Below are 20,264 nucleotides of genomic sequence, written 5' to 3' on the forward strand. Positions count from 1 at the left end.
ATGACACGCTGGATTCAAGTGTTTCTTGAAGCCCAAGCCGCCGAACTTGACGCTGCGACAAACACGCAATTGGCCTATGCGCGCGATCTGACAAAATTTGCGGAGTGGCTTTCCGACCGTGGCTTGCATTTTGCCACCACGAACCGCGACCACGTAGAAAGCTATCTGATCGATTGCGAAAACGAAGGGCTGTCAAAGGCCACGCGCGCGCGCAGGCTTTCCGCGATTAAACAACTCTACCGATTTGCCTTTGAAGAAGGCTGGCGTGCGGATAACCCCGCCATTCAAATCAAAGGGCCGGGGCGCGCCAAACGGCTGCCCAAAACCCTAGATATTACCGAAGTCGATCGTCTGCTGGAGGCTGCGCGCAATACCAAGCGCGATAGACGCCGCAATGCCTGCCTGATGGAATTGCTTTATGCGACAGGCATGCGCGTGACTGAACTTGTTAGTCTGCCCGTTTCTGCCGCGCGCGGTGATCCACGGATGCTGCTTGTGCGCGGGAAAGGCGGTAAGGAGCGTCTCGTGCCGTTATCACCCCCTGCCCGCGAAGCGCTGGCTGCTTTTCTTGAAGAACGTGACGCGAATGAAGATGCCGCACGCAAATCCGGGGTGCCCGCATCCAAGTTCCTATTCCCATCGCGCGGCAAATTAGGGCATCTCACGCGGCACCGGTTTTTTGGGCTGATCAAAGAATTTGCCGTTGCAGGCGGCGTAAGCCCCGCTAAGGTGACCCCGCATACGCTGCGACACGCCTTTGCCACACATCTTTTGGCAGGTGGTGCCGATTTACGGTCGATTCAAACAATGTTGGGCCACGCAGATGTTGCCACAACAGAAATCTATACACATGTGTTGGACGAGCGGCTAAAAGAGCTGGTGCTAGAACATCATCCGCTTGCCAAAAATAAATAGACCGAAAGAGAGTAATGGACACCCTGACTTCTGACGCTGCATTTTGGATCACGGCGGGCGCAATTTTGATCCTTTTGATCTTATCCGGCTTTTTCTCTGGCTCGGAAACGGCGTTGACCGCCGCTTCACGCGGGAAGTTACGCACCGCCGCTGACAAAGGATCGAAAGGCGCGCAAGCCGCGCTGGATGTGACCGAAGACAGCGAAAGGCTGATCGGCTCTGTTTTGCTGGGCAACAACGTCGTGAACATTCTTGCGACATCATTGGCTACCGCACTTTTGACCAAAATATTTGGCCAAAACGGCGTTGCGCTCGCGACCTTGGTGATGACGCTTTTGGTGCTGATCTTTGCCGAGGTGCTGCCAAAAACCTTTGCCATCACCCACCCCGAAACATTCGCTGCCAAAGTCGCACGCCCGATCGCGTTAATCGTGCTTGTGTTTTCACCGATGGTGTCCGCAGTGCGCTATTTGGTCCGTGGCGTGCTGTATGTCTTTGGGGTACGCACCGACCCGGATAGCAATATTTTGGCCGTACGCGAAGAAATCGCGGGTGCCTTGCAAATCGGCCATTCCGAAGGGATCGTCGAAAAAGAAGATCGCGACCGCATTTTGGGCGCGCTTGACCTCAATGAACGTGCCGTCGAAGAAATCATGCTGCACCGTTCATCCATCCAGATGGTCGATGCGGACCAAACGCCACAAGATATGCTGGCGCAAATTCTTGACAGCCCACATACACGGCTGCCGCTTTTCCGCGGCGACCAAGAAAACATCATCGGCGTGATCCACGCCAAAGACTTGTTGCGTGCCATGCATAAATTGCTGGCCGGATCAGATGCCAAAGGCTTGGCAGCCTTTGACGTCATGAAGGTCGCGATGCCCCCTTATTTTGTACCCGAAACCACAACGCTTGATGACCAGATGCGTAACTTTCTTAAGCGGCAAACGCATTTTGCGCTGGTCGTTGATGAATACGGCGGGCTGCAAGGGCTGATTACGCTCGAAGATATTTTGGAAGAAATCGTCGGAGAAATTGCCGATGAATTTGACGACCACGAAGAGGATCAAATCGAAGCCATGGCCGACGGCGCCTATATGGTCGATGGGGGCATGACCATCCGCGATTTGAACCGTGCGCATGATTGGAACCTGCCCGACGATGAGGCCAATACCGTCGCCGGCTTGGTGATCCATGAGGCGCAAATGATCCCGGTTGAGGGCCAGGTGTTTTCATTCCACGGGTTCCGGTTTGAAGTGCTGCAGAAATCAGAAAATCGGATCGCAACACTCAAAATTCGTCAACTTTGACAAGACGGTGGATCAATACCCACCTTCGCTTAGCGCCCCTTGAACAAGCCACCAAAGATGCCGCGCACGATGCGGCGTCCGGTTGTGCCTTTCAACTCTTTGACCACGGCACTTGCAAAAGCGTCTTTGATGTCGCCGCCAGTGGTTTTACTTGAAATTCGCTGACTACGACCTGGCCGCGCGCCACCGTCGTAGCGCCGCGCATGGTTTAGCCCGTCATCTTTGCCTTCGACCTCTGCCGCGCCTTTGGCTGCGGTTTCCGCCTTCTTTGACAGCATCTCATAGGCGCTATTGCGGTCTACAGGTGTCGCGTATTTAGCCGCCATATCTGAGGCATCCATGATCGCCTTGCGTGCCGCGTCATCCAGTGGGCCAAGCTGCGAGGATGGCGGGCGGATCAATGTGCGTTCGACCATCTGCGGGCTGCCTTTACGGTCAAGAAAGGATGTCACTGCCTCGCCCGTGCCGACCTCTTGGATCGCTTGGGCGGTATCAAACGCCGGGTTGTCACGATAGGTTTCAGCGGCTGTCTTTAGCTCTTTACGGTCTTTGGCGGTAAAGGCGCGTAGCGCATGTTGCACCCGATTACCAAGCTGGCCAAGCACATCACCAGGAATATCGCCAGGATTTTGCGTCACGAAATAGACGCCCACGCCTTTTGACCGGATCAACCGTGCCACCTGTTCGACCTTATCGACAAGCGCCTTGGGCGCGTCATCAAACAACAAATGCGCCTCGTCAAAAAAGAACACAAGCTTGGGCTTGTTGGGGTTCCCGACCTCAGGCAGTTCTTCAAACAGTTCAGACAAAAGCCATAAAAGGAACGTCGCATACAACCGTGGACTGCCCATCAGTTGGTCCGCCGCTAAAATATTGATCTCTCCGCGCCCATCGCGCAGCCGCATCATATCGGCCAGATCAAGTGCCGGTTCACCAAAGAGCGCAGCACCCCCTTGGTTTTCGAGCACCAAAAGTGCGCGCTGGATCGCGCCCACGGATGAGGCCCCGACATTCCCATAGCGTAACGAAAGGTCCTTGGCGTTTTGGCCTACCCAGACCAGTAACGCTTGCAGGTCTTTGAGATCTAACAGTGCGAGCCCGTCTTCATCGGCAACCCGAAACGCGACATTCAGCACACCTTCTTGCACATCGGTCAAATCCAGCAGCCGCGCGAGCAACAACGGCCCCATTTCCGCAACAGTGGCACGCACCGGGTGGCCTTTTTGGCCGAACAAGTCCCAAAACGTGACCGGAAAACTGTCGTAACTCAGGTCAAGCCCAATGGTCTGTGCGCGCGCTATAAACGCATCATGTAGTTTGAAATCAGCGCGGCCCGTCGCGGCAAGCCCGGATAGATCACCTTTTACGTCAGATAGAAAAACCGGCACGCCTGCGGATGAGAAGGCTTCTGCCATGATTTGCAGCGTGACCGTTTTCCCGGTGCCAGTGGCCCCTGCAATCAACCCATGCCGATTAGCCATATCGAGCCGCATTTCTTGCGCGACGCCGTAATCTTGTGCTCCACCACCAATAAAGATGTGATCTGTCATATACGTGCCCTTCGTTTCCATCGCTCTCAAAATACATTCTTAACCATTTGATGCCAGCTTAAAGCATGCTCGGTGGCGTCTACGTCACCGACTAACTTTCCTCCCTGTTTGACTTGCCGTGCCTTCGGGTACGGCATTTTTTTTGCACGACCTTATATGACGTGATTTCCTGTTGACGACTTTCCAAGCTTTGCGTAACTTTCGTGACAAATAGTCGGCCAAGTTCGACAGGGAGAAAGAAAAGGGTTCCTTCGGGGGCCCTTTTTTAATGGCCGCACAAATGTGATCATATCTCTGCCGACGCGATGCATTCCCCGCTGACAGCCTGTGCGCCGCATGCTAAGCAATAAAAAAATTCGAAAAGGAGCAGGCATATGCGCCGTGCAGTCACATCCATTTTTATCGCCGCCATGCTGATGCAGGGCAGCGCAGTTCTTGCCCAGGACACCGAAGAAACGCCCGCCGCAGAAAGCGCAGACGCGGTAACTGATCTTGATCTTGGTCAACCCGCAGGCCCTGTTGTTGGACAGCCCTATATTCTTGAAGAGTTTGGCGATTGGGCTATGCGCTGCGTGCGCGCGCCCGAAGGCGAATCTGACCCCTGCAACCTCTATCAGCTGCTCAGCGATGATCAGGGCAATGCGATTGCAGAGTTCAATTTCTTTCGCCTACCCGAGGGTGCTAACGCTGCGGCAGGCGCGACTGTTGTCGTCCCACTTGAAACATTGTTGACCCAACAGTTGACCATTGCTGTTGATGGGCAAAATGCGCGCAGCTACCCGTTCCGGTTTTGTAACGCAGGTGGCTGTGTTGCCCGACTTGGCTTTACCGCGCCAGAGGTCGAGCAGCTCAAGCGCGGCGCCGCTGCGACCGTCCGGCTCGTGCATGCTGCCAATCCCGGCCAAGAAATCACCCTTGATCTGTCGTTGAACGGCTTTACCGCAGGTTACGACGGCACGGCAACCGCCGGCGAATGATCCCAGTGCGCCCGGTCACGTGATCGGGCGCACAAACTAACTGTATTTGCGCAGCGCAATCACAGCATTTAGCCCGCCAAAGGCAAACGCGTTCGACAAGACCACATCCACATCTGCGTCGCGCGCCTCATTTGGCACCACATCCAATGCACATTCCGGGTCAGCCTCTTGATAGCCAATTGTGGGCGCGATCACCCCATCACGCAGCGCCATTACGCAGGCAAGCAGTTCGACGGCGCCGGTCCCGCCGATCAAATGTCCATGCATGGACTTCGTCGACGAGATCATCAATCGATCTGCATGGTGCCCAAAGACATCAGCGACGGCCGCGCATTCTGTTTTGTCGTTCGCGGCCGTGCCAGTGCCGTGCGCATTAATGTAGCCGACGCTGTCCACAGGGATCTTCGCATCACGGACCGCCCCGGCGATTGCACGCGCGGCCCCTTGTTTCGAAGGGGTAACAATATCAGAGGCATCCGACGACATCGCAAATCCCGCGACCTCGCACAAAATTTCTGCACCACGCGCTTTGGCGTGTTCATAGTCTTCAAACACATAGACCGCCGCCCCTTCGCCTTGAACCATGCCGTTGCGGGTGGCCGAAAACGGGCGGCACGCGTCTTTGGACATCACCCGCAGCCCTTCCCAAGCTTTGATGCCGCCAAAACACAACATCGCCTCGGACCCGCCGGTGATCATCACCTTTGACATGCCCGACCGCACCATATTAAACGCCTGCCCCATTGCGTGGTTGGATGACGCGCAGGCGGTGGCTACCGTAAATGTCGGCCCACGCAAATTCCATTCAATCGACACATGGCTTGCGGCGGCGTTGTTCATAAGCCGTGGGACGATAAACGGATGCACCCGGTTTTTGCCTTCTTCATAGACCGCGCGGTAGTTTTCATCTTGCGTGGTCAGCCCGCCACCAGAGGTGCCCAAGACGACACCAGATTGATCCGCCAATTCACCCGAAAATGTCAGCCCCGATTGCGCAATCGCCTGACGCGCAGAAAGCAGTGCAAATTGCGTAAAGCGATCATACAGGGCCAATTGTTGGCGGTTGAAATGATCCGCTTCGGCGTACCCCTTGATTTGTCCGCCTATTTGGATCGACAGCCGGTCAACGTCGCGAATTTCAAGCTGACTGATGCCGCAGCGCCCTTCGCGCAGGGCCGCAAACGTCGTGGCGACATCATCACCCAGCGGGTTGATCGTTCCCGCGCCCGTGATCACGACGCGACGCATTATTTACTTTGCTCTTGTTTCAGTTTCTCAACAGCAGAGATGATCGCCGCAACAGAGGAAATGTCAAAATCGCTCTCGGACGGATCATTCGCATTAAACGGAACAGTGATGTCAAAGGATTCTTCGATCGCGAAAATGCTTTCAACCAGCCCAAGGCTATCAATCCCCAAATCCGCGAGCGTATGATCCATCTTCACATCTGTTGGGTCAACCATTGCCTGATCTGCAATTATCGTGATTACCTGTTCTTTGATGCTCATCTTTCGAGACCTATTATTGTTTCATCGGGACTTAGGTCGTTTTGCCTAAGAATGAAACAGTTTCTTAACGCTTCGCAAGCTTGTTCAACAATCGTGGCAGCCGGCGCAGGGCTTTGTAGCTTTCGAGATGTGTTGTCATCTTGGTCGCCGGATAGCCCATCATCACGCGCCCGGCAGGCACATTTGACAAGACGACCGATCCGCCGCCCATGACCACATCAGCCCCAATTGTCAGATTATCGGCGACCCCGGCCTTGCCACCCACGACAACCCGGTCACCCAGTTGCGTGGAGCCCGCAACGCCCGCTTGTGCGCATAAAAGGCAATGTTCCCCGACGATCACGTTATGGCCGACCTGCACCAAATTATCGATTTTGGTGCCCTTGCCCACGCGTGTGGCCCGGATTGTGCCCGCATCAACGGTCGAGCCCGCCCCAACCTCTACATCATCGCCAATTTCAACACCGCCAAGCGAATGAATACGGTGCCATGTCGGGTCTTCTGGCGCGGTCATGGGATCAACACCCAAGGTTTCGCGTGCACGTTCCACATTTGATGGCTCAGTGCTTACAAATGAAAACCCGTCGCCGCCAATCACCACATTGGGTTGCAGGATCACTCGCGCACCAAGCGAAACCTCGCGCTGCAAGCGTACACCCGCGTGAATTTGACATTGATCGCCAATTTGCACGCCGGTTGCGATGCTCACATGATCTGCAATCCAGCAGCCTTCACCGATCACCGCACCGGCGCCGACGACGGTAAACGCCCCGATCACCACATCGGTCCCGATCTGCGCGGTCGGGTCGATCACCGCGTGGGGGCTAATGCCTGCGCCGGGCAATGCGGCATCCAGCATCTGCGTCAGTCCCGCCATCGCCAACCGCGCGCGCGGAGCATAAATCGCCGCGTCCAGCCCCAGCGCCTGCCAATCCGCACCCGGCCAAACAACGGCGGCACGCGCTTGGCCGTCGGCCAGAGCATCGCCATAGGCGGGCGTCATCGCAAGTGCTAGATCGCGCGGCCCTGCGGCACCCGGCTCTGACGCGCTGTCCACCAAAAGGTCAACGGCGCCAAAGGACTGAGCCCCAAGCGCCGTTGCGATATCTTTGATTGAATGTGCCATGCTAACCCCCGGAAATATCCCGAGGTTAGATTTACCCGCGAACGGCGCGGATCGCCACCCCTTCGCGTGCAAGTGCATTCCAAATCCGCGCATCACGCCCATAGACGTCGCGGCGGAATTGCATCCGCCCGTCCGCTTGGGTGAATGCGGTCCGGTAAACGAGGTGCACTGGCACCGGATCATCTAGATCAACACGTTGCTCTCTGCCCGTCGCCAATTGGCTTTGAAAGAACTCTTCTGGGTTCCCGACTTGGCGCGCAAGCAAAGCGTAAGCGAAATCAAACGGGTCCGCGAGCCGGATACAGCCATGGCTAAACGCACGGGTTTCGCGGCCAAAAAGGCTCTTGGCGGGGGTATCGTGCAGATAGATGTTGTAACGGTTCGGGAACATGAACTTAACCAAGCCCAACGCATTGCCGCGGCTTGGCGGTTGGCGCATAGAGAATGGGAAGTTATTGGCCGAATATTGCGTAAAGTCGACATTAGACCGGTTTACTGTCCGCCCGCTCGAATCTGTAATCACGAGTTGACGTACAGAGTTTGGATTCGCCTGAAGCTGCGGCAGATATTCTTTTGTGATGATTGAACGCGGCACATACCAACTTGGGTTAATGACCATGAATTCCATCACGTCAGAGAATTCTGGGCTGACGCGGTCATGGCGGTTGGCTCCAATCACAGAACGCGTTTCAAAGGTGACCACATCATTATCGACAATCTTTGCCGTAAAATCAGTGAGGTTCACCCAGATATGCCGTGTGCCACGTGGGCGGTTGTTCCAGCGTTCACGCTCCATCGCGACGATGATTGATTGTAGACGGCTTTCAGGTGCGACATTGATTTCGCGCAATGTGCCCTGCCCGGCCGTGCCGTCAATCGCCAACCCGTGGGCCTGCTGAAAACGCTGCACAGCGTTCACAATTGCTGCATCATAGGTCTGTGTATTCGTCCGCTCAAGGAAACCCATGGCGATCAAACGGTTGCGCAGTGCAACAACGCGGTTGCCACTATCGCCTGCTTCCAGCTTACCACCCGGCACCGTTGCGCCCCAGCCGCCATCCGCGAGCAGCCGTTCCATCGTCAGCTTTTCGCGCATCAGCCGCGTATATTCAGGAGAACTTGGCGGGAGTGCGCGCAAGAAAGATTCTGGATTTGATTGCACAAAGGCCCGCACAGTTGAAAGCCGTGAACGATACGGCACTTGGCGGTGAATGTTACTGTCAACGCGCGACGGCACCAACATGCCTGTTTGCACATCACGGGCATACTGCATGAACAACCGGGTCAATTCGACCTCGATTGCGGCCTGCTCAGTTGCTGTTGTCGCCGCCTGCATCCGCGCCATCAAAGGCACTGGATCATAGCGCGACATCGACAACCCATGATCACCAGCAGACGCAAAGGCCGCCATCAACGCGTTGCGGCGGCGGCGATCTGCGCTCGCGCTCCAGATTCCTTCGTAATTGCGTTCACGGTAAAATGCCGCAATGTCATCGTCAGATGCAGCCGCTTGGGCGACGGCCTGACGGAAATCAGTGACTTGTGCTTGGGCCGCAGGTGCGACCAATAGCAGCGGCGCCACTGCCGCACATCCAAGCCAAACGCGCACCATCGTCGCGCGTAGTGCAGTACTCATGATCATCATAACTGATCCCCCGAAATTCTTTAGTCGCATTTAGTATACTAGGCACAAATCATAAAGAAGAGTATGAATATCCTTACTTTGCCCATGTCCATTCATATTCCCGCGAGCAGCGAAACCTCCTTCAGAAGTGTTGCTGCGATGCCGATGTACCCGTAGGCACAGGCCTTCAAAACTGCACAATTTCTGCGCAAGAGTCTGCCGACTTACACATTAATTAATAAAAACTGTGTAATCAGGCCTTGGTGTGAGAATCAAAATGTGCCATAAAATAGGCACATCTGGGGACAAGGTGTAACCGCCGCAATGCGGCAAATTCGAGCGACGGGACAGGCGCAACAATATGAGCAATAAAAACTCCTCTGGGATTACACGTCGCGGCTTGCTTGGTGCATTTGCAGCAACAGCCGTAACAGCCGCACCAAGCTATGCAAACGCAGCAGGTTTTCTGCGTGGCGCTGGCGACATTCGTCGCATTGCGATGCATTCGGGCCGGACTGGTGAACGCATTGACACGATTTACTGGATTGAGGGCGAATATATCGCCGAAGCTGTCCGCGAAATTAACATCCATATGCGCGATTGGCGCACAGGCGAAGCGGTACAGATGGACCTGCGGACGATCGATATCATGGCCGCTGCCGCAAATCTGATGGATGCAAACGAACCTTACATGCTGCTGTCAGGCTACCGGTCTCCCCAAACAAACAACATGCTGCGCAGCCAATCTTCCGCCGTCGCACGCAACTCTCTGCATATGCGGGGTCAAGCCGCCGATTTGCGTCTGCAAAGCCGTTCACCCGGACAAATGGCAAGTGCCGCTGTCGCCTGTCATGCCGGTGGCGTTGGTCGCTACAACGGATCAAATTTTGTCCATATGGATTGCGGTCCAATCCGTACTTGGCGCGGCTAACACCCCCTGTTTGAATTGTCTAAAATGCGCGCTGCCCTGCTGGGTTGCGCGCTTTTTATAAGAAATCCATTTATTTTTCTGATCTGTGCCAGTTTAAGCGGATTTTAATAGCCCGTGTGCAAAAACATCGTGAACCGATGAATCTGCGCGAGGCCATGCATGAATTTCTTGAACGCGATCCGTATCTCGACCAAGCTACCAATGCTTGTCGCAACTTTGTGTCTTTTGGCATCAGCTTCCGTCGCTCTGCTGGGCTACTATGATTTACAACGCAACATCTTAAAAAACCAACGCGGAACCTTTGAACTGCTTGCTGAGGAACGCATTGCAGCGCTTGAGACCTGGTTGGGTAAGGTCACCGACGATGTAGCCAATTTGGGCAATGACCCAACGGTTGTCTCTGCCGTTAGCGCCTTTGGTGCCTCTCACAATCTGATGATCGATTCGGCGGGATTGCAGGCGGCATACATAACCGACAACCCAAACCCAATTGGGGAAAAGGAACTGCTTGATCAAGCAACTGAATCGCTCCCCTATCACTTTCAGCATGGCAGCTTTCATCCGTTTTTCAGGCAAACCAAGAATGTGGATGGTTACTATGACATTTTTCTTTTTAACCTCGACGGAGACATGCTGTACTCGGTGGTCAAGGAAGCCGATTTTGCGACAAATTTTGAAACCGGCCCCTACCGCGATAGCGGTCTCGCAGACGTCTTTCGGGCTGCACGAGATGGCGCGACCGGCGATGTCCACTTTGCCGATTTCACATCATATAGCCCAAGCGGCGGAGCGGCAGCCCTATTTCTTGCAACGCCCGTTGTCGATACGCAAGGGGCGGCTATTGGCGTGGTCGCTGCGCAACTTCCCCCTCATCGCATCGACAACATTATCAATAATCCAATTGGGCTTGGTGCAACGGGCGAGTTATACGCGGTTGGTCAAGATGGCCACGCAAGGAGCGACTCGCGTTTCGCAGGTGGGTTTAGCGCCCTGTCTACACTTGCAAATATCACGCACCTCTTGGGCGACACCGGCAGCTATCACATCAATGTGCCTGGCGTTACAGGAAATCAAGTCGTGGCTGTTGTGTCAAAGCTTGACGTATTTGATGGTCACTGGGACATCATTGCCGAAATGGATATGGATGAAGTATTGGCACCCGTGGTGGTCGCGCGGAATAAAATGCTCATTGTCAGCGCTGTTATCGCCGCAATGGCCGCCATTCTGGGCTGGCTTACCGCACGGTCAGTCGTTGTTCCACTCAACAGGTTGGAACAATCGATGCACGCCGTGGCTGACCACAAATATGACGACCCCGTGGATGATCAATACCGCGAAGACGAAATTGGGCAGCTCAGCAAATCACTTGTCGCCTTGCGAGACAAACTTTGTGTAGCCGAAGCAGCAGATCAGGCGCAAAAAGAAATTCAACAAGAGCAAACGCTTGTAGTTAATCGGCTAAGCACCGCGCTAACTAATCTTGCAGATGGAGATCTGACCCAAAAACTCAGTACACCCTTTTCAGAAACCTACGATAAGCTGCGCTTAGACTACAACCGAACGCTCGAAACCTTACACGCTACAATTAGCTCTGTAGTGCATGGGACGCGCGGTATTCAAACCCGCTCTGACGAAATGAGTAAATCATCTGACGAACTTTCACGCCGGACCGAAAACCAAGCCGCGACACTCGAAGAGACCGCCGCCGCATTAGACGAACTCACTGCCAGTGTCAGCGCTGCAGCAAGTGGCGCCAAAGAAGTCGAAAGCATTGTTGCTCACGCGCAATCCGACGCCGACGCCAGCGAAACCGTGGTTCACAACGCGGTCACGGCGATGACTGAAATCTCTGGCTCTTCGACCGAAATCTCACAAATTATTGGGGTGATCGCTGACATCGCCTTCCAAACCAACTTACTCGCATTAAATGCGGGCGTTGAAGCGGCACGTGCCGGTGAAGCCGGACGGGGATTTGCGGTCGTCGCGTCCGAAGTCCGTGCGCTCGCGCAGCGTTCATCAGAAGCCGCACGTCAAATCAAGGAATTGATCAGCGGGAGCAGTGAACAGGTCGACCGTGGTGTGACCCTCGTTGGACAGGCCGGCGATGTATTAACCCGTATCGCAAATCATATTGGCCATATTTCAAGTCTAATGAGCGATATCGCCGCAGGTGCGGCCGAACAGTCAACAGGATTGGGTGAAATCAATATCGGCGTCACCCAACTAGACCAGGTCACCCAACAAAACGCAGCAATGGTCGAAGAAGCGACAGCCGGCAGCCACGCATTAACAACACAGGCAACACAGCTTTCTACGCTTGTCGAAAAGTTCAAAATCGGTACGGAGAACGCAGTCAGCAAGTACCCCGAGCCTGCTGCAACGACCAATGTCACAACCTTCGCATCAAGGCGCAAACCCACGCTCACGCCGGCGCCTGCCCCAGCACCAGCACCAAAACGGGTAGTGAATGCAGTAAATACCCCCGACCCAGACGTCGGATGGGAGGATTTTTAAAAAACAGAGATGGGCCAACAACGTGAATATGGTGCACCCGAGAGGATTCGAACCTCTGACCTCTGCCTTCGGAGGGCAGCGCTCTATCCAGCTGAGCTACGGGTGCCTGCAGCCCCTATAGCCCGGCTATCACGCCCCTGCAACGGGCAATCATCACGAACTTGACTGGGTGGCGTCGGAAATTGAGCCGCGCACTGTATTAGATACCTAGATGCCCTTTTTCGATTTGGACACCATCGTCAGCGATTTCCGCGTTTTGGCCCTAAGAAAACCGCCAACGTCTGCGTCGTCAGGCAAAAAGGTCGTGACAAAGCTCAAGCGCATCAACCAGCGCGTCGACCTCTTGTGGCGTGTTATACATCCCAAATGAGGCCCGGCATGTGGCCCCGACGCCCATATGTTCCATCAGTGGCATGGCGCAATGGGTCCCGGCCCGTACGGCCACGCCTTTTTTGTCCAACACGGTTGAGATGTCATGCGCATGGGCCGCGCCTTCAATTGTGAACGAAAAAATCGCCCCTTTTGTCGCGGATTGGCCCTGAATATTGAGCCAATTCAGCCCGTCTAGCCGCTTGCGGGCATAGGCGCATAGCTGCGCTTCATGCGATGCAATCTGCGCCATCCCAACACCTGTCATATAGTCAAGCGCAGCACCAAAGCCGATGGTTTGCACGATACCCGGTGTGCCCGCTTCGAACATCATCGGCGGATCATTATAAGCAACCGCATCGCGTGATACTTCGCGGATCATGTCCCCGCCGCCCATAAAGGGCTGCATTTCGGCCATCCGCTCTGGCGTGACATAGATCGCCCCGGACCCCGAGGGGCCATATAGTTTGTGGCCTGTGATTGCGTAAAAATCGCAGCCGATATCGGCCACATCGACCGGCATATGGACGGCCGCTTGCGATCCGTCGACCAAGACGGGCACACCTTTTGCATGGGCGCCAGCGGTTATGGACTTGACGTCAACCACGGTGCCCAAGACGTTTGACATATGGGTGACGGCGGCCAATTTGGTTTTGGGGCCAATGGCATCAATGAATTTCTGCGGGTCAAGATCGCCATTTGAATCTACATCAACCCATTTGATGGTCACACCCAGACGCTCGCGCAAGAAGTGCCAGGGCACAATATTTGCGTGATGCTCCATGATCGATAGCACGATCTCATCGCCGGGCTGCATCCGGGGCATGGCCCACGCATAGGCCACCATATTGATGCCCTCTGTGGTGCCAGAGTTGAAGATAATGTTATCCTCGGAAGGCGCATTCAGAAATTTCGCGACCTTGCCGCGCACGGCCTCGTAGCGGTCCGTTGAAATGTTGCTGAGGAAATGCAGCCCACGGTGCACATTCGCGTATTCTTCGGCGTAGCCGCGCGTGATCACATCGATCACGGCCTGCGGCTTTTGCGCTGACGCCCCATTATCAAGATAAACCAAAGGTTTATTATTCACTTCACGTGACAAGATCGGAAAATCTGCGCGTATCTTTTGGACATCAAAGCTCATGTCATATCTCCGGATGGGGTGATACCCAGCAATGCCATCATCACGACGACAGCAAAAATTGTACCGATCATCGCAATGACCAGCGTGATCGTCGCCTTGCCCAGCGACGCAAACCCGTGCAAAACATTGATAAAGTTAACCGTGCACCAGAACAGCGCAACCAGCGCGCCAATCCCCAGCATAAACGCGAGCGTCGGGCTCATCAGCATCAAAAAAATTTGTGCAATGTCGATTGTCAGACCCACGGCTTGCAACCAGATCACGGCGGCAAGCGCACCGTCAAAATCCCCGGCGCCGCCGAAGATGCTCCCCACACGCGCGATCGCTGACGCCATTATAAACATGCTACCTGCAATTAAAATCGTCAGGGTAAAGGGCGTCACATAGACCGTGTCTTCGATTGGCGGCGGCGAAAGCAGGCTAACGATTGCGAGCAACATCAAATTGATAATCGCAACGACAATTACCGCCTGCACCAAGATCGGTCGCGCAAGGCGTTTAGACAACACCCGGTCGGCGATATCCGCAGGAGCATTCAACGTGGCGCCCACCGCGCGCAACCAACCTTGCAACGTCACATTCATGACTTTTCAGACTCAATCATGCATTGGATCCAGATAAACACGAATATCGCCGCCCAAATTGCGCCGACCACCAGAGATTGGGTGCCCGGTCCAATAAACCCGCGCACCAAGCCGTGCAAAAGCAGCAATGGTGTCGTCGCCAAAAGTGCCCAAAACAGCGCAAGACGCGCCGAGTACCAACTGCCCTGCCCGCCCATCACACGTGCAAGCAAACGCGCGACCGCTGCTAGCCCATACAAGGCCAAGGGCAACATGATCACGACAGCATAGAACGTATAGGTCATCATGCCCTCGAAATTAATTTCGGGCGGCCATGGTGAGGGTTCGAAATCATTCGCGATGCGCGAAAGGCGCGGCCATTGCGCGACAAAGATCAAGAAACAGGCGATCATCACGAATGCGACGGCGCGATCTTCGCGCCGCCCTTGGTCAAGTAATCCGCGGATCACAGCGCGCGGTGCGCGCCATGTGCGGACGATATCAGCGGTTAGTGCCATCAGCCGTGCCGCGCCAACCAGCCCTCAAGCCGATCACGCAGTTCCTCGGCCAATACGGGATCATCGATTTCATCCAGCGCTTCGGCCATGAAAGACAGGGTGAGCAGATTGCGCGCAACATTCATTGGCACCCCGCGCGAGCGCAGATAAAATAAAGCGGTTTCATCAATCGCACCTGATGTTGACCCATGCGAACACGCCACATCATCGGCGTAGATTTCCAGCTCTGGCTTGGCCAAAAACTGCGCGTCATCATCCAACAAAAGCGACTGGCTGATCTGATAGCCATCTGTTTTTTGCGCACCCGCTTTCACAAGGATCTTGCCTTGAAAAACGCCAGTCGCCCCGTTGCGCAGCACCTTTTTGAACACTTGGCGGCTTTCACCGTTCAGCGCGTCATGGGTGATGAATACCGTATCGTCATGATGGAAATCATTACCGTCACCGACACAGACACCCGCAACATGCGCAATCGCGTCATCGCCGATGATATCCAAAATGCATTCGTTGCGTGTCATCACGCCGTTCACTGTCATGGTAAATGACTTAAACGTCGATTCAGCGCCAACCCTTGCGAAACAATGAGTTACAGTCCGGCGCTCATGGTCGCGTCCTTGTGCGCGGACATGGTGGAATGCGCCAGTGTCTGCGATGTCAGCTTCAAGGCAGCTGGAAAAACGCGCGGCACCGGGCCCCGTTTCAAGCAAAGTTATCTCTGCACCTGCGTCAACCTTAACCAGATTGTGCAGGATCGCATCAGAGGTTTCATCGACATGTAGATAGGAAATATGAACCGGCTTGCTGACTTTACCTGTGGCATGGATCACAACGCCATCGGTTGCCAGCGCCGTATTGAGCGTGGCCAATGGTCGTTCAACCGGCGTTTGACCTCGCGTTTCCAGCACACCATACAGGTCCTTAGCCCAGTGAATATCCGCCGCCAAAGCATCGGACAGACGCATGATTTCAAGACCTTCACCGGCAAGCACGTCAGACGCATCCGCATCGAACACACCGTCAACAAAAACGACTTTCAAACGGTCCGTGTCGCCAAATAGCGGTGCCTCTTGCGCGTCAAACAGCGCAGCCTTAGGCGCGGCGACTGCCGTTAGATCGGATGGGTCGGTATATTTCCAATATTCATCACGCTTTGACGGCAGGCCCATTGCGCGCAACCGTGCCAACGCATCCTTGCGCGCGGCCTGCGCCCAAGCCGCACCATCAGGCAGGGTGACCCCGGCCAAGCGCGCCTCTGTGGCGTCAGATTTGAGTTTCGCAATCGCCATTAGGACACCTCTGCCAGAATGTCAGCGTAACCGTTGTTTTCAACTTCAAGGGCCAGTTCAGGACCGCCGGTTTTGATAATTTTACCGTCTGCCATGATGTGAACAACGTCGGGTTTGATGTGATCCAGCAAGCGCTGATAGTGCGTAATCACAAGGAATGACCGCCCTTCTGAACGCAGCGCATTCACGCCTTCAGCCACGAGTTTCATCGCGTCCACGTCAAGACCGGAATCGGTTTCATCCAAGATGCACATTTTTGGTGTGAGCATCGCCATTTGCAGGATTTCATTGCGCTTTTTCTCACCGCCAGAAAAGCCAACATTGACCGGGCGTTTCAGCATATCCGCGTCAATTTTTAGGTCTTTGGCTTTGGCGCGTACTTCCTTAAGGAAATCGCCTGCGCTCAATTCCTCTTCACCGCGCGCCTTGCGTTGCGCGTTCACGGCAGTCCGCAAAAAAGTCATATTGCCAACACCGGGAATTTCGACCGGGTATTGGAATGCAAGGAACAGGCCCAATGCGGCACGCTCTTCGGGGTCCATATCTAGCAGGTCATCGCCTTCGAGGAGCGCGCTGCCGCCGGTGACTTCATAGCCATCTTTGCCCGATAACACGTAAGAAAGGGTCGATTTACCAGACCCGTTCGGCCCCATGATCGCATGCACCTTGCCGGTTTCAACCGTCAGGTCCAGCCCTTTGAGGATTTGCTTATCTTCATCTTCAAGTTTGACCTTCAGGCCTTTGATTTCTAGCATTTTTATTCCTTCAACAAAGCGGCACGTCCCCGTGCACAAGAGGTGACGCGACCGCGCGAAACGCGCGCCGCAATTCGTGAATTATGTTGATATGCGCCAGCACGAAACACCCCAGATGGGGCGCTAATCATGCGGTCAATTCGTTGGTAAAGTGGAGCGCCTAGTTGGACCCCAAGGCGTAAACGTTGCCCTGAACAACGATCGACTGCACTTTGGTCGTGGCTTGAATTTCGGCGACATATTCCGGCGTGTATATTTTGCTCATCAGATCGGGCCACTTCCAGATCAAATTGTGCCCGGTAACCATCATCAGGCACAGGCCCGCAATCTGCCCCAGACGGCCAATCAGTTGCCGCCGCTGCATCAACGCCGAGATAATCAGCACCAACCAAAACCCGACCAGAAGATCGGTAAAGGTGACAAGGGAATTGCCGCCAGATAGCCCAAAATACCGCACGCGTAGAACTTGCGCGCCGAACATCGCGGTGCCGCCGAGCACCATAGAAACCAGGAATGCCGAGAGCGCTTCGTTGGATTTTGACGGCGGCTTTTCGATTTTGGCACGTGTGACCCGTTTGGGAATGTGCATCTGCAAATCGGGATCGTAATAGGAGTTGTTGCGCGGATTCTTGATACGCTTGATACGCGCATTGAAATCCGTTTGCCCCATATTCGCCATTGTGCCGCGTCCCAATCATCCGTCGCTGCCCGATATATGGCAACGAACTACGGCAACTTCGGGGCGAAGCGGTGACGGTTAATGGGCGCATTTCGGATAGCGAAATCATGACGCGACCATATCCGCATATGCCCTAACGATTGACGCATCAATTTTATTTCGCTGAACAAGGCGATCAAGACAATGGCAGGTGAGATCAGGGCTGTCGAACACAGCGTCCGCAAAAATGGCCAGTTTCTTAAGCTGCTCACTGCTTATGCTGTCATCATCTCGCATATCGCGAATATATACTGCATCACCATCGATTAGATGACTTCGCCGGGTGTTCTGGCGTATCTGTTGCTTGACCGAACTGCCAATGCGTGCAGTACTGAGAGACTGAAACTTATGCAGCATAAAGCCCTGATCACGCAGTGTAATGTCGAGCCCAGCAAACATAGGCTCTCCTTCGTATAACTGATTGAACCGTACTTCAGGAATAACGACAACCGCATCAGATAGTTTTTGCGCGCCATTATCGATAATCATCTTCTCGGCACCCTGCACATCAATTTTCAGGCAGTCGATTTGGGGCAATGCCTCCAAGTCGTCGAGACGCACGGTATCAATTGCATGCTCCGTAAATCTCCTGACGCGAGGCCTCCAGAATCCAAACGTCGTAAATCCCTTGATATGAAAAGGAAAAATCGAAGTAAAGCCGCTATGAGGTGACACGTAAAGTGTATGCCCTCTCCCATCACCGACTGCATTCGGAAAGTAGCTCTCATTCGGGCCACATTCCTTTAGCAACTGCTCATAAGCGTCCTGTTGTGGTTCGAAGCCCCACACATGACACAACCCATCCTCCAAGAGCTTTTGGTAGGGTGGTGGCGACAACGGATTTGCGCCAACGTCAACCACCCGCAACTTCTGTGCGGGTTGCAACTGTTCAACCAAGAATGCTGGACGAGATTGCACCGTGCTAACCAACAGACCCCTCCAATGAGATCGCCACAAGCGCTTGCGCTTCCATTGCGAATTCCATTGGTAGCGCTTGTAGCACTTCTTTGCAGAACCCGTTCACAACCAATGCGACGGCTTCCTCTTCGTCCATTCCGCGCGCGCGGCAGTAGAATAGTTGCTCATCGTCGACCTTGGATGTGGTTGCTTCGTGCTCAACCCGGCTGCTGTTATTTTTGACTTCGATATAGGGCACGGTGTGCGCGCCGCATTTGTCGCCGATCAGCAAGCTGTCACATTGCGTATAGTTGCGCGAATCCTTGGCTTTGGGGTGCATAGAAACAAGGCCACGGTAGGTGTTTTGCGCCTTGCCCGCTGAAATCCCTTTGGACACGATCCGCGATTTGGTATCTTTGCCCAAATGCACCATCTTCGTGCCGGTATCGGCCTGCTGCATGTTGTTGGCGATGGCAATTGAATAAAATTCGCCTTGGCTTTCGTTCCCGCGCAGGATGCAGCTTGGGTATTTCCATGTCACTGCAGACCCTGTTTCAACCTGGGTCCACATGATTTTTGACCGGTCACCGCGGCAATCCGCACGTTTGGTCACAAAGTTGTAAATGCCACCAACACCGTTTTCATCACCGGGGTACCAGTTCTGGACAGTTGAGTATTTCACCTCGGCATCTTCTTCGATGATGATCTCAACCACAGCGGCGTGCAGCTGCGCTGTGTCACGCTTTGGCGCGGTGCAGCCTTCGAGGTAAGATACATAGCTGCCTTTGTCTGCGATGATCAGCGTGCGTTCAAACTGACCGGTATTTTCAGCGTTAATACGAAAATAGGTCGACAGTTCCATCGGGCAGCGCACGCCGGGCGGCACATAGACGAATGATCCGTCCGAAAACACTGCTGAATTGAGCGTCGCATAAAAATTATCCGACGGCGGCACAACGGTGCCAAGGTACTTCTTGACCAGCTCAGGGTGCTTTTCAATCGCTTCCGAGATGGAGCAGAAAATCACCCCTGCCTTTTCCAGCTCTTTTTGGAACGTGGTGCCAACAGACACAGAATCAAACACCGCATCAACCGCAACTTTGCGTCCTTCTGCGGGGTACTCTTCAGCGCCTTCGACACCTGCAAGGATCATCTGCTCTTTCAGCGGGATTCCCAGTTTTTTGTAGGTCTCCAAAAGCTTCGGGTCCACCTCATCAAGCGATTTTGGCTTTTCGGCCATGCTCTTGGGGCGGGCATAGTAATAGATGTCTTGAAAATCGATATCGGGGTAGTCGACCATCGCCCATGTCGGCTCTTCGATTTTTTCCCAACGCGCGAACGCAGAAAGGCGCCAATCGGTCATCCATTCAGGCTCGTTGTTTTTGCCTGAAATCAGTTTCACGATATCGGTGTTCACGCCTTTGGGGGCGTAATCCATTTCGATCTCGGTATTCCAGCCGTATTTATAGGTACCCGATAGCTTGGAAACCGCATCAACGGTTTCTTGATCAACGCCATCTTTGACTTCTACGTCCTTGATATCCGACATGTTTATCCTC

Annotated in this window: 18 protein-coding genes and 1 tRNA gene; 5 read left to right on the forward strand and 14 right to left on the reverse strand. The window is 54.3% G+C overall.

From position 1 onward, the window contains the following. The gene (locus DS901_RS07345; protein WP_113776283.1) at positions 1 to 915 is read left to right on the forward strand and encodes a site-specific tyrosine recombinase XerD; all 915 of its coding nucleotides are present in this window, start codon (positions 1 to 3) and stop codon (positions 913 to 915) included. 14 nt (positions 916 to 929) lie between these two features. Further along, positions 930 to 2,225, forward strand: a complete 1,296-nt coding sequence (locus tag DS901_RS07350; protein WP_113776284.1) for an HlyC/CorC family transporter — start codon at positions 930 to 932, stop codon at positions 2,223 to 2,225. Between the two features lie 29 nt (positions 2,226 to 2,254). On the opposite strand, the gene DS901_RS07355 is transcribed toward DS901_RS07350, so the two are convergent. Continuing rightward, positions 2,255 to 3,775 (reverse strand): helicase HerA-like domain-containing protein, encoded by a 1,521-nt coding sequence (locus tag DS901_RS07355; RefSeq protein WP_113776533.1) that lies wholly within the window; start codon positions 3,773 to 3,775, stop codon positions 2,255 to 2,257. Between the two features lie 374 nt (positions 3,776 to 4,149). On the opposite strand from DS901_RS07355, the gene DS901_RS07360 reads away from it, so the two are divergent. Continuing rightward, complete coding sequence (locus DS901_RS07360) at positions 4,150 to 4,752, forward strand: invasion associated locus B family protein (protein ID WP_113776285.1); 603 nt, start codon at positions 4,150 to 4,152, stop codon at positions 4,750 to 4,752. A 36-nt stretch (positions 4,753 to 4,788) separates the two neighbouring features. Here DS901_RS07360 and DS901_RS07365 read toward each other — a convergent pair whose 3' ends face one another. The 4 genes from DS901_RS07365 to DS901_RS07380 all read right to left on the reverse strand — a co-directional run bounded on the left by DS901_RS07365 (position 4,789) and on the right by DS901_RS07380 (position 8,998). Then, on the reverse strand, positions 4,789 to 6,000 hold the full coding sequence (locus DS901_RS07365) for a beta-ketoacyl-[acyl-carrier-protein] synthase family protein (RefSeq protein ID WP_113776286.1): 1,212 nt from the start codon (positions 5,998 to 6,000) through the stop codon (positions 4,789 to 4,791). After that, a complete protein-coding gene (locus tag DS901_RS07370) occupies positions 6,000 to 6,260 on the reverse strand; it encodes an acyl carrier protein (protein ID WP_113776287.1) in 261 nt (86 codons plus the stop codon). Before DS901_RS07370 ends, DS901_RS07365 begins: the two co-directional genes overlap by 1 nt. A gap of 64 nt (positions 6,261 to 6,324) precedes the next feature. Further along, positions 6,325 to 7,386 carry a UDP-3-O-(3-hydroxymyristoyl)glucosamine N-acyltransferase gene (locus DS901_RS07375; protein ID WP_113776288.1) on the reverse strand — a complete coding sequence of 354 codons (1,062 nt, stop codon included), beginning with the start codon at positions 7,384 to 7,386 and terminating at the stop codon, positions 6,325 to 6,327. A 31-nt stretch (positions 7,387 to 7,417) separates the two neighbouring features. Continuing rightward, positions 7,418 to 8,998, reverse strand: coding sequence for a L,D-transpeptidase family protein (locus DS901_RS07380; RefSeq protein ID WP_258546682.1), 1,581 nt, complete (start codon positions 8,996 to 8,998; stop codon positions 7,418 to 7,420). A gap of 373 nt (positions 8,999 to 9,371) precedes the next feature. On the opposite strand from DS901_RS07380, the gene DS901_RS07385 reads away from it, so the two are divergent. Then, positions 9,372 to 9,941: a YcbK family protein gene (locus DS901_RS07385; RefSeq protein WP_113776289.1), complete on the forward strand. Its 570-nt coding sequence runs from the start codon at positions 9,372 to 9,374 to the stop codon at positions 9,939 to 9,941. Between the two features lie 159 nt (positions 9,942 to 10,100). Continuing rightward, the gene (locus DS901_RS07390; RefSeq protein ID WP_113776290.1) at positions 10,101 to 12,455 is read left to right on the forward strand and encodes a methyl-accepting chemotaxis protein; all 2,355 of its coding nucleotides are present in this window, start codon (positions 10,101 to 10,103) and stop codon (positions 12,453 to 12,455) included. 29 nt (positions 12,456 to 12,484) lie between these two features. Here the strand turns inward: DS901_RS07390 and DS901_RS07395 are convergent. From DS901_RS07395 to sufB, 9 genes are all read right to left on the reverse strand, one after another. After that, positions 12,485 to 12,561 (reverse strand) — tRNA-Arg (locus tag DS901_RS07395). 183 nt (positions 12,562 to 12,744) lie between these two features. Beyond that, positions 12,745 to 13,968 carry a cysteine desulfurase gene (locus tag DS901_RS07400; RefSeq protein WP_113776291.1) on the reverse strand — a complete coding sequence of 408 codons (1,224 nt, stop codon included), beginning with the start codon at positions 13,966 to 13,968 and terminating at the stop codon, positions 12,745 to 12,747. Beyond that, positions 13,965 to 14,552 (reverse strand): YIP1 family protein, encoded by a 588-nt coding sequence (locus DS901_RS07405; protein WP_113776292.1) that lies wholly within the window; start codon positions 14,550 to 14,552, stop codon positions 13,965 to 13,967. Before DS901_RS07405 ends, DS901_RS07400 begins: the two co-directional genes overlap by 4 nt. After that, positions 14,549 to 15,049, reverse strand: coding sequence for a YIP1 family protein (locus tag DS901_RS07410; RefSeq protein ID WP_113776293.1), 501 nt, complete (start codon positions 15,047 to 15,049; stop codon positions 14,549 to 14,551). The genes DS901_RS07405 and DS901_RS07410 overlap by 4 nt, the downstream gene beginning before the upstream one ends. Then, positions 15,049 to 16,335 carry a SufB/SufD family protein gene (locus DS901_RS07415; protein WP_113776294.1) on the reverse strand — a complete coding sequence of 429 codons (1,287 nt, stop codon included), beginning with the start codon at positions 16,333 to 16,335 and terminating at the stop codon, positions 15,049 to 15,051. The genes DS901_RS07410 and DS901_RS07415 overlap by 1 nt, the downstream gene beginning before the upstream one ends. Next, the gene (gene sufC, locus DS901_RS07420; RefSeq protein WP_113776295.1) at positions 16,335 to 17,090 is read right to left on the reverse strand and encodes a Fe-S cluster assembly ATPase SufC; all 756 of its coding nucleotides are present in this window, start codon (positions 17,088 to 17,090) and stop codon (positions 16,335 to 16,337) included. The genes DS901_RS07415 and sufC overlap by 1 nt, the downstream gene beginning before the upstream one ends. Positions 17,091 to 17,250: 160 nt before the next feature. Next, positions 17,251 to 17,769 (reverse strand): hypothetical protein, encoded by a 519-nt coding sequence (locus DS901_RS07425; protein WP_113776296.1) that lies wholly within the window; start codon positions 17,767 to 17,769, stop codon positions 17,251 to 17,253. A gap of 105 nt (positions 17,770 to 17,874) precedes the next feature. Then, on the reverse strand, positions 17,875 to 18,738 hold the full coding sequence (locus tag DS901_RS07430) for an FkbM family methyltransferase (protein WP_181820805.1): 864 nt from the start codon (positions 18,736 to 18,738) through the stop codon (positions 17,875 to 17,877). Then, complete coding sequence (gene sufB, locus DS901_RS07435) at positions 18,731 to 20,254, reverse strand: Fe-S cluster assembly protein SufB (protein ID WP_113776298.1); 1,524 nt, start codon at positions 20,252 to 20,254, stop codon at positions 18,731 to 18,733. Before sufB ends, DS901_RS07430 begins: the two co-directional genes overlap by 8 nt. Positions 20,255 to 20,264: the final 10 nt, after the last annotated feature.

The organism is Loktanella sp. D2R18 (genome assembly GCF_003318235.1).
Classification (GTDB): Bacteria; Pseudomonadota; Alphaproteobacteria; order Rhodobacterales; family Rhodobacteraceae; genus Yoonia.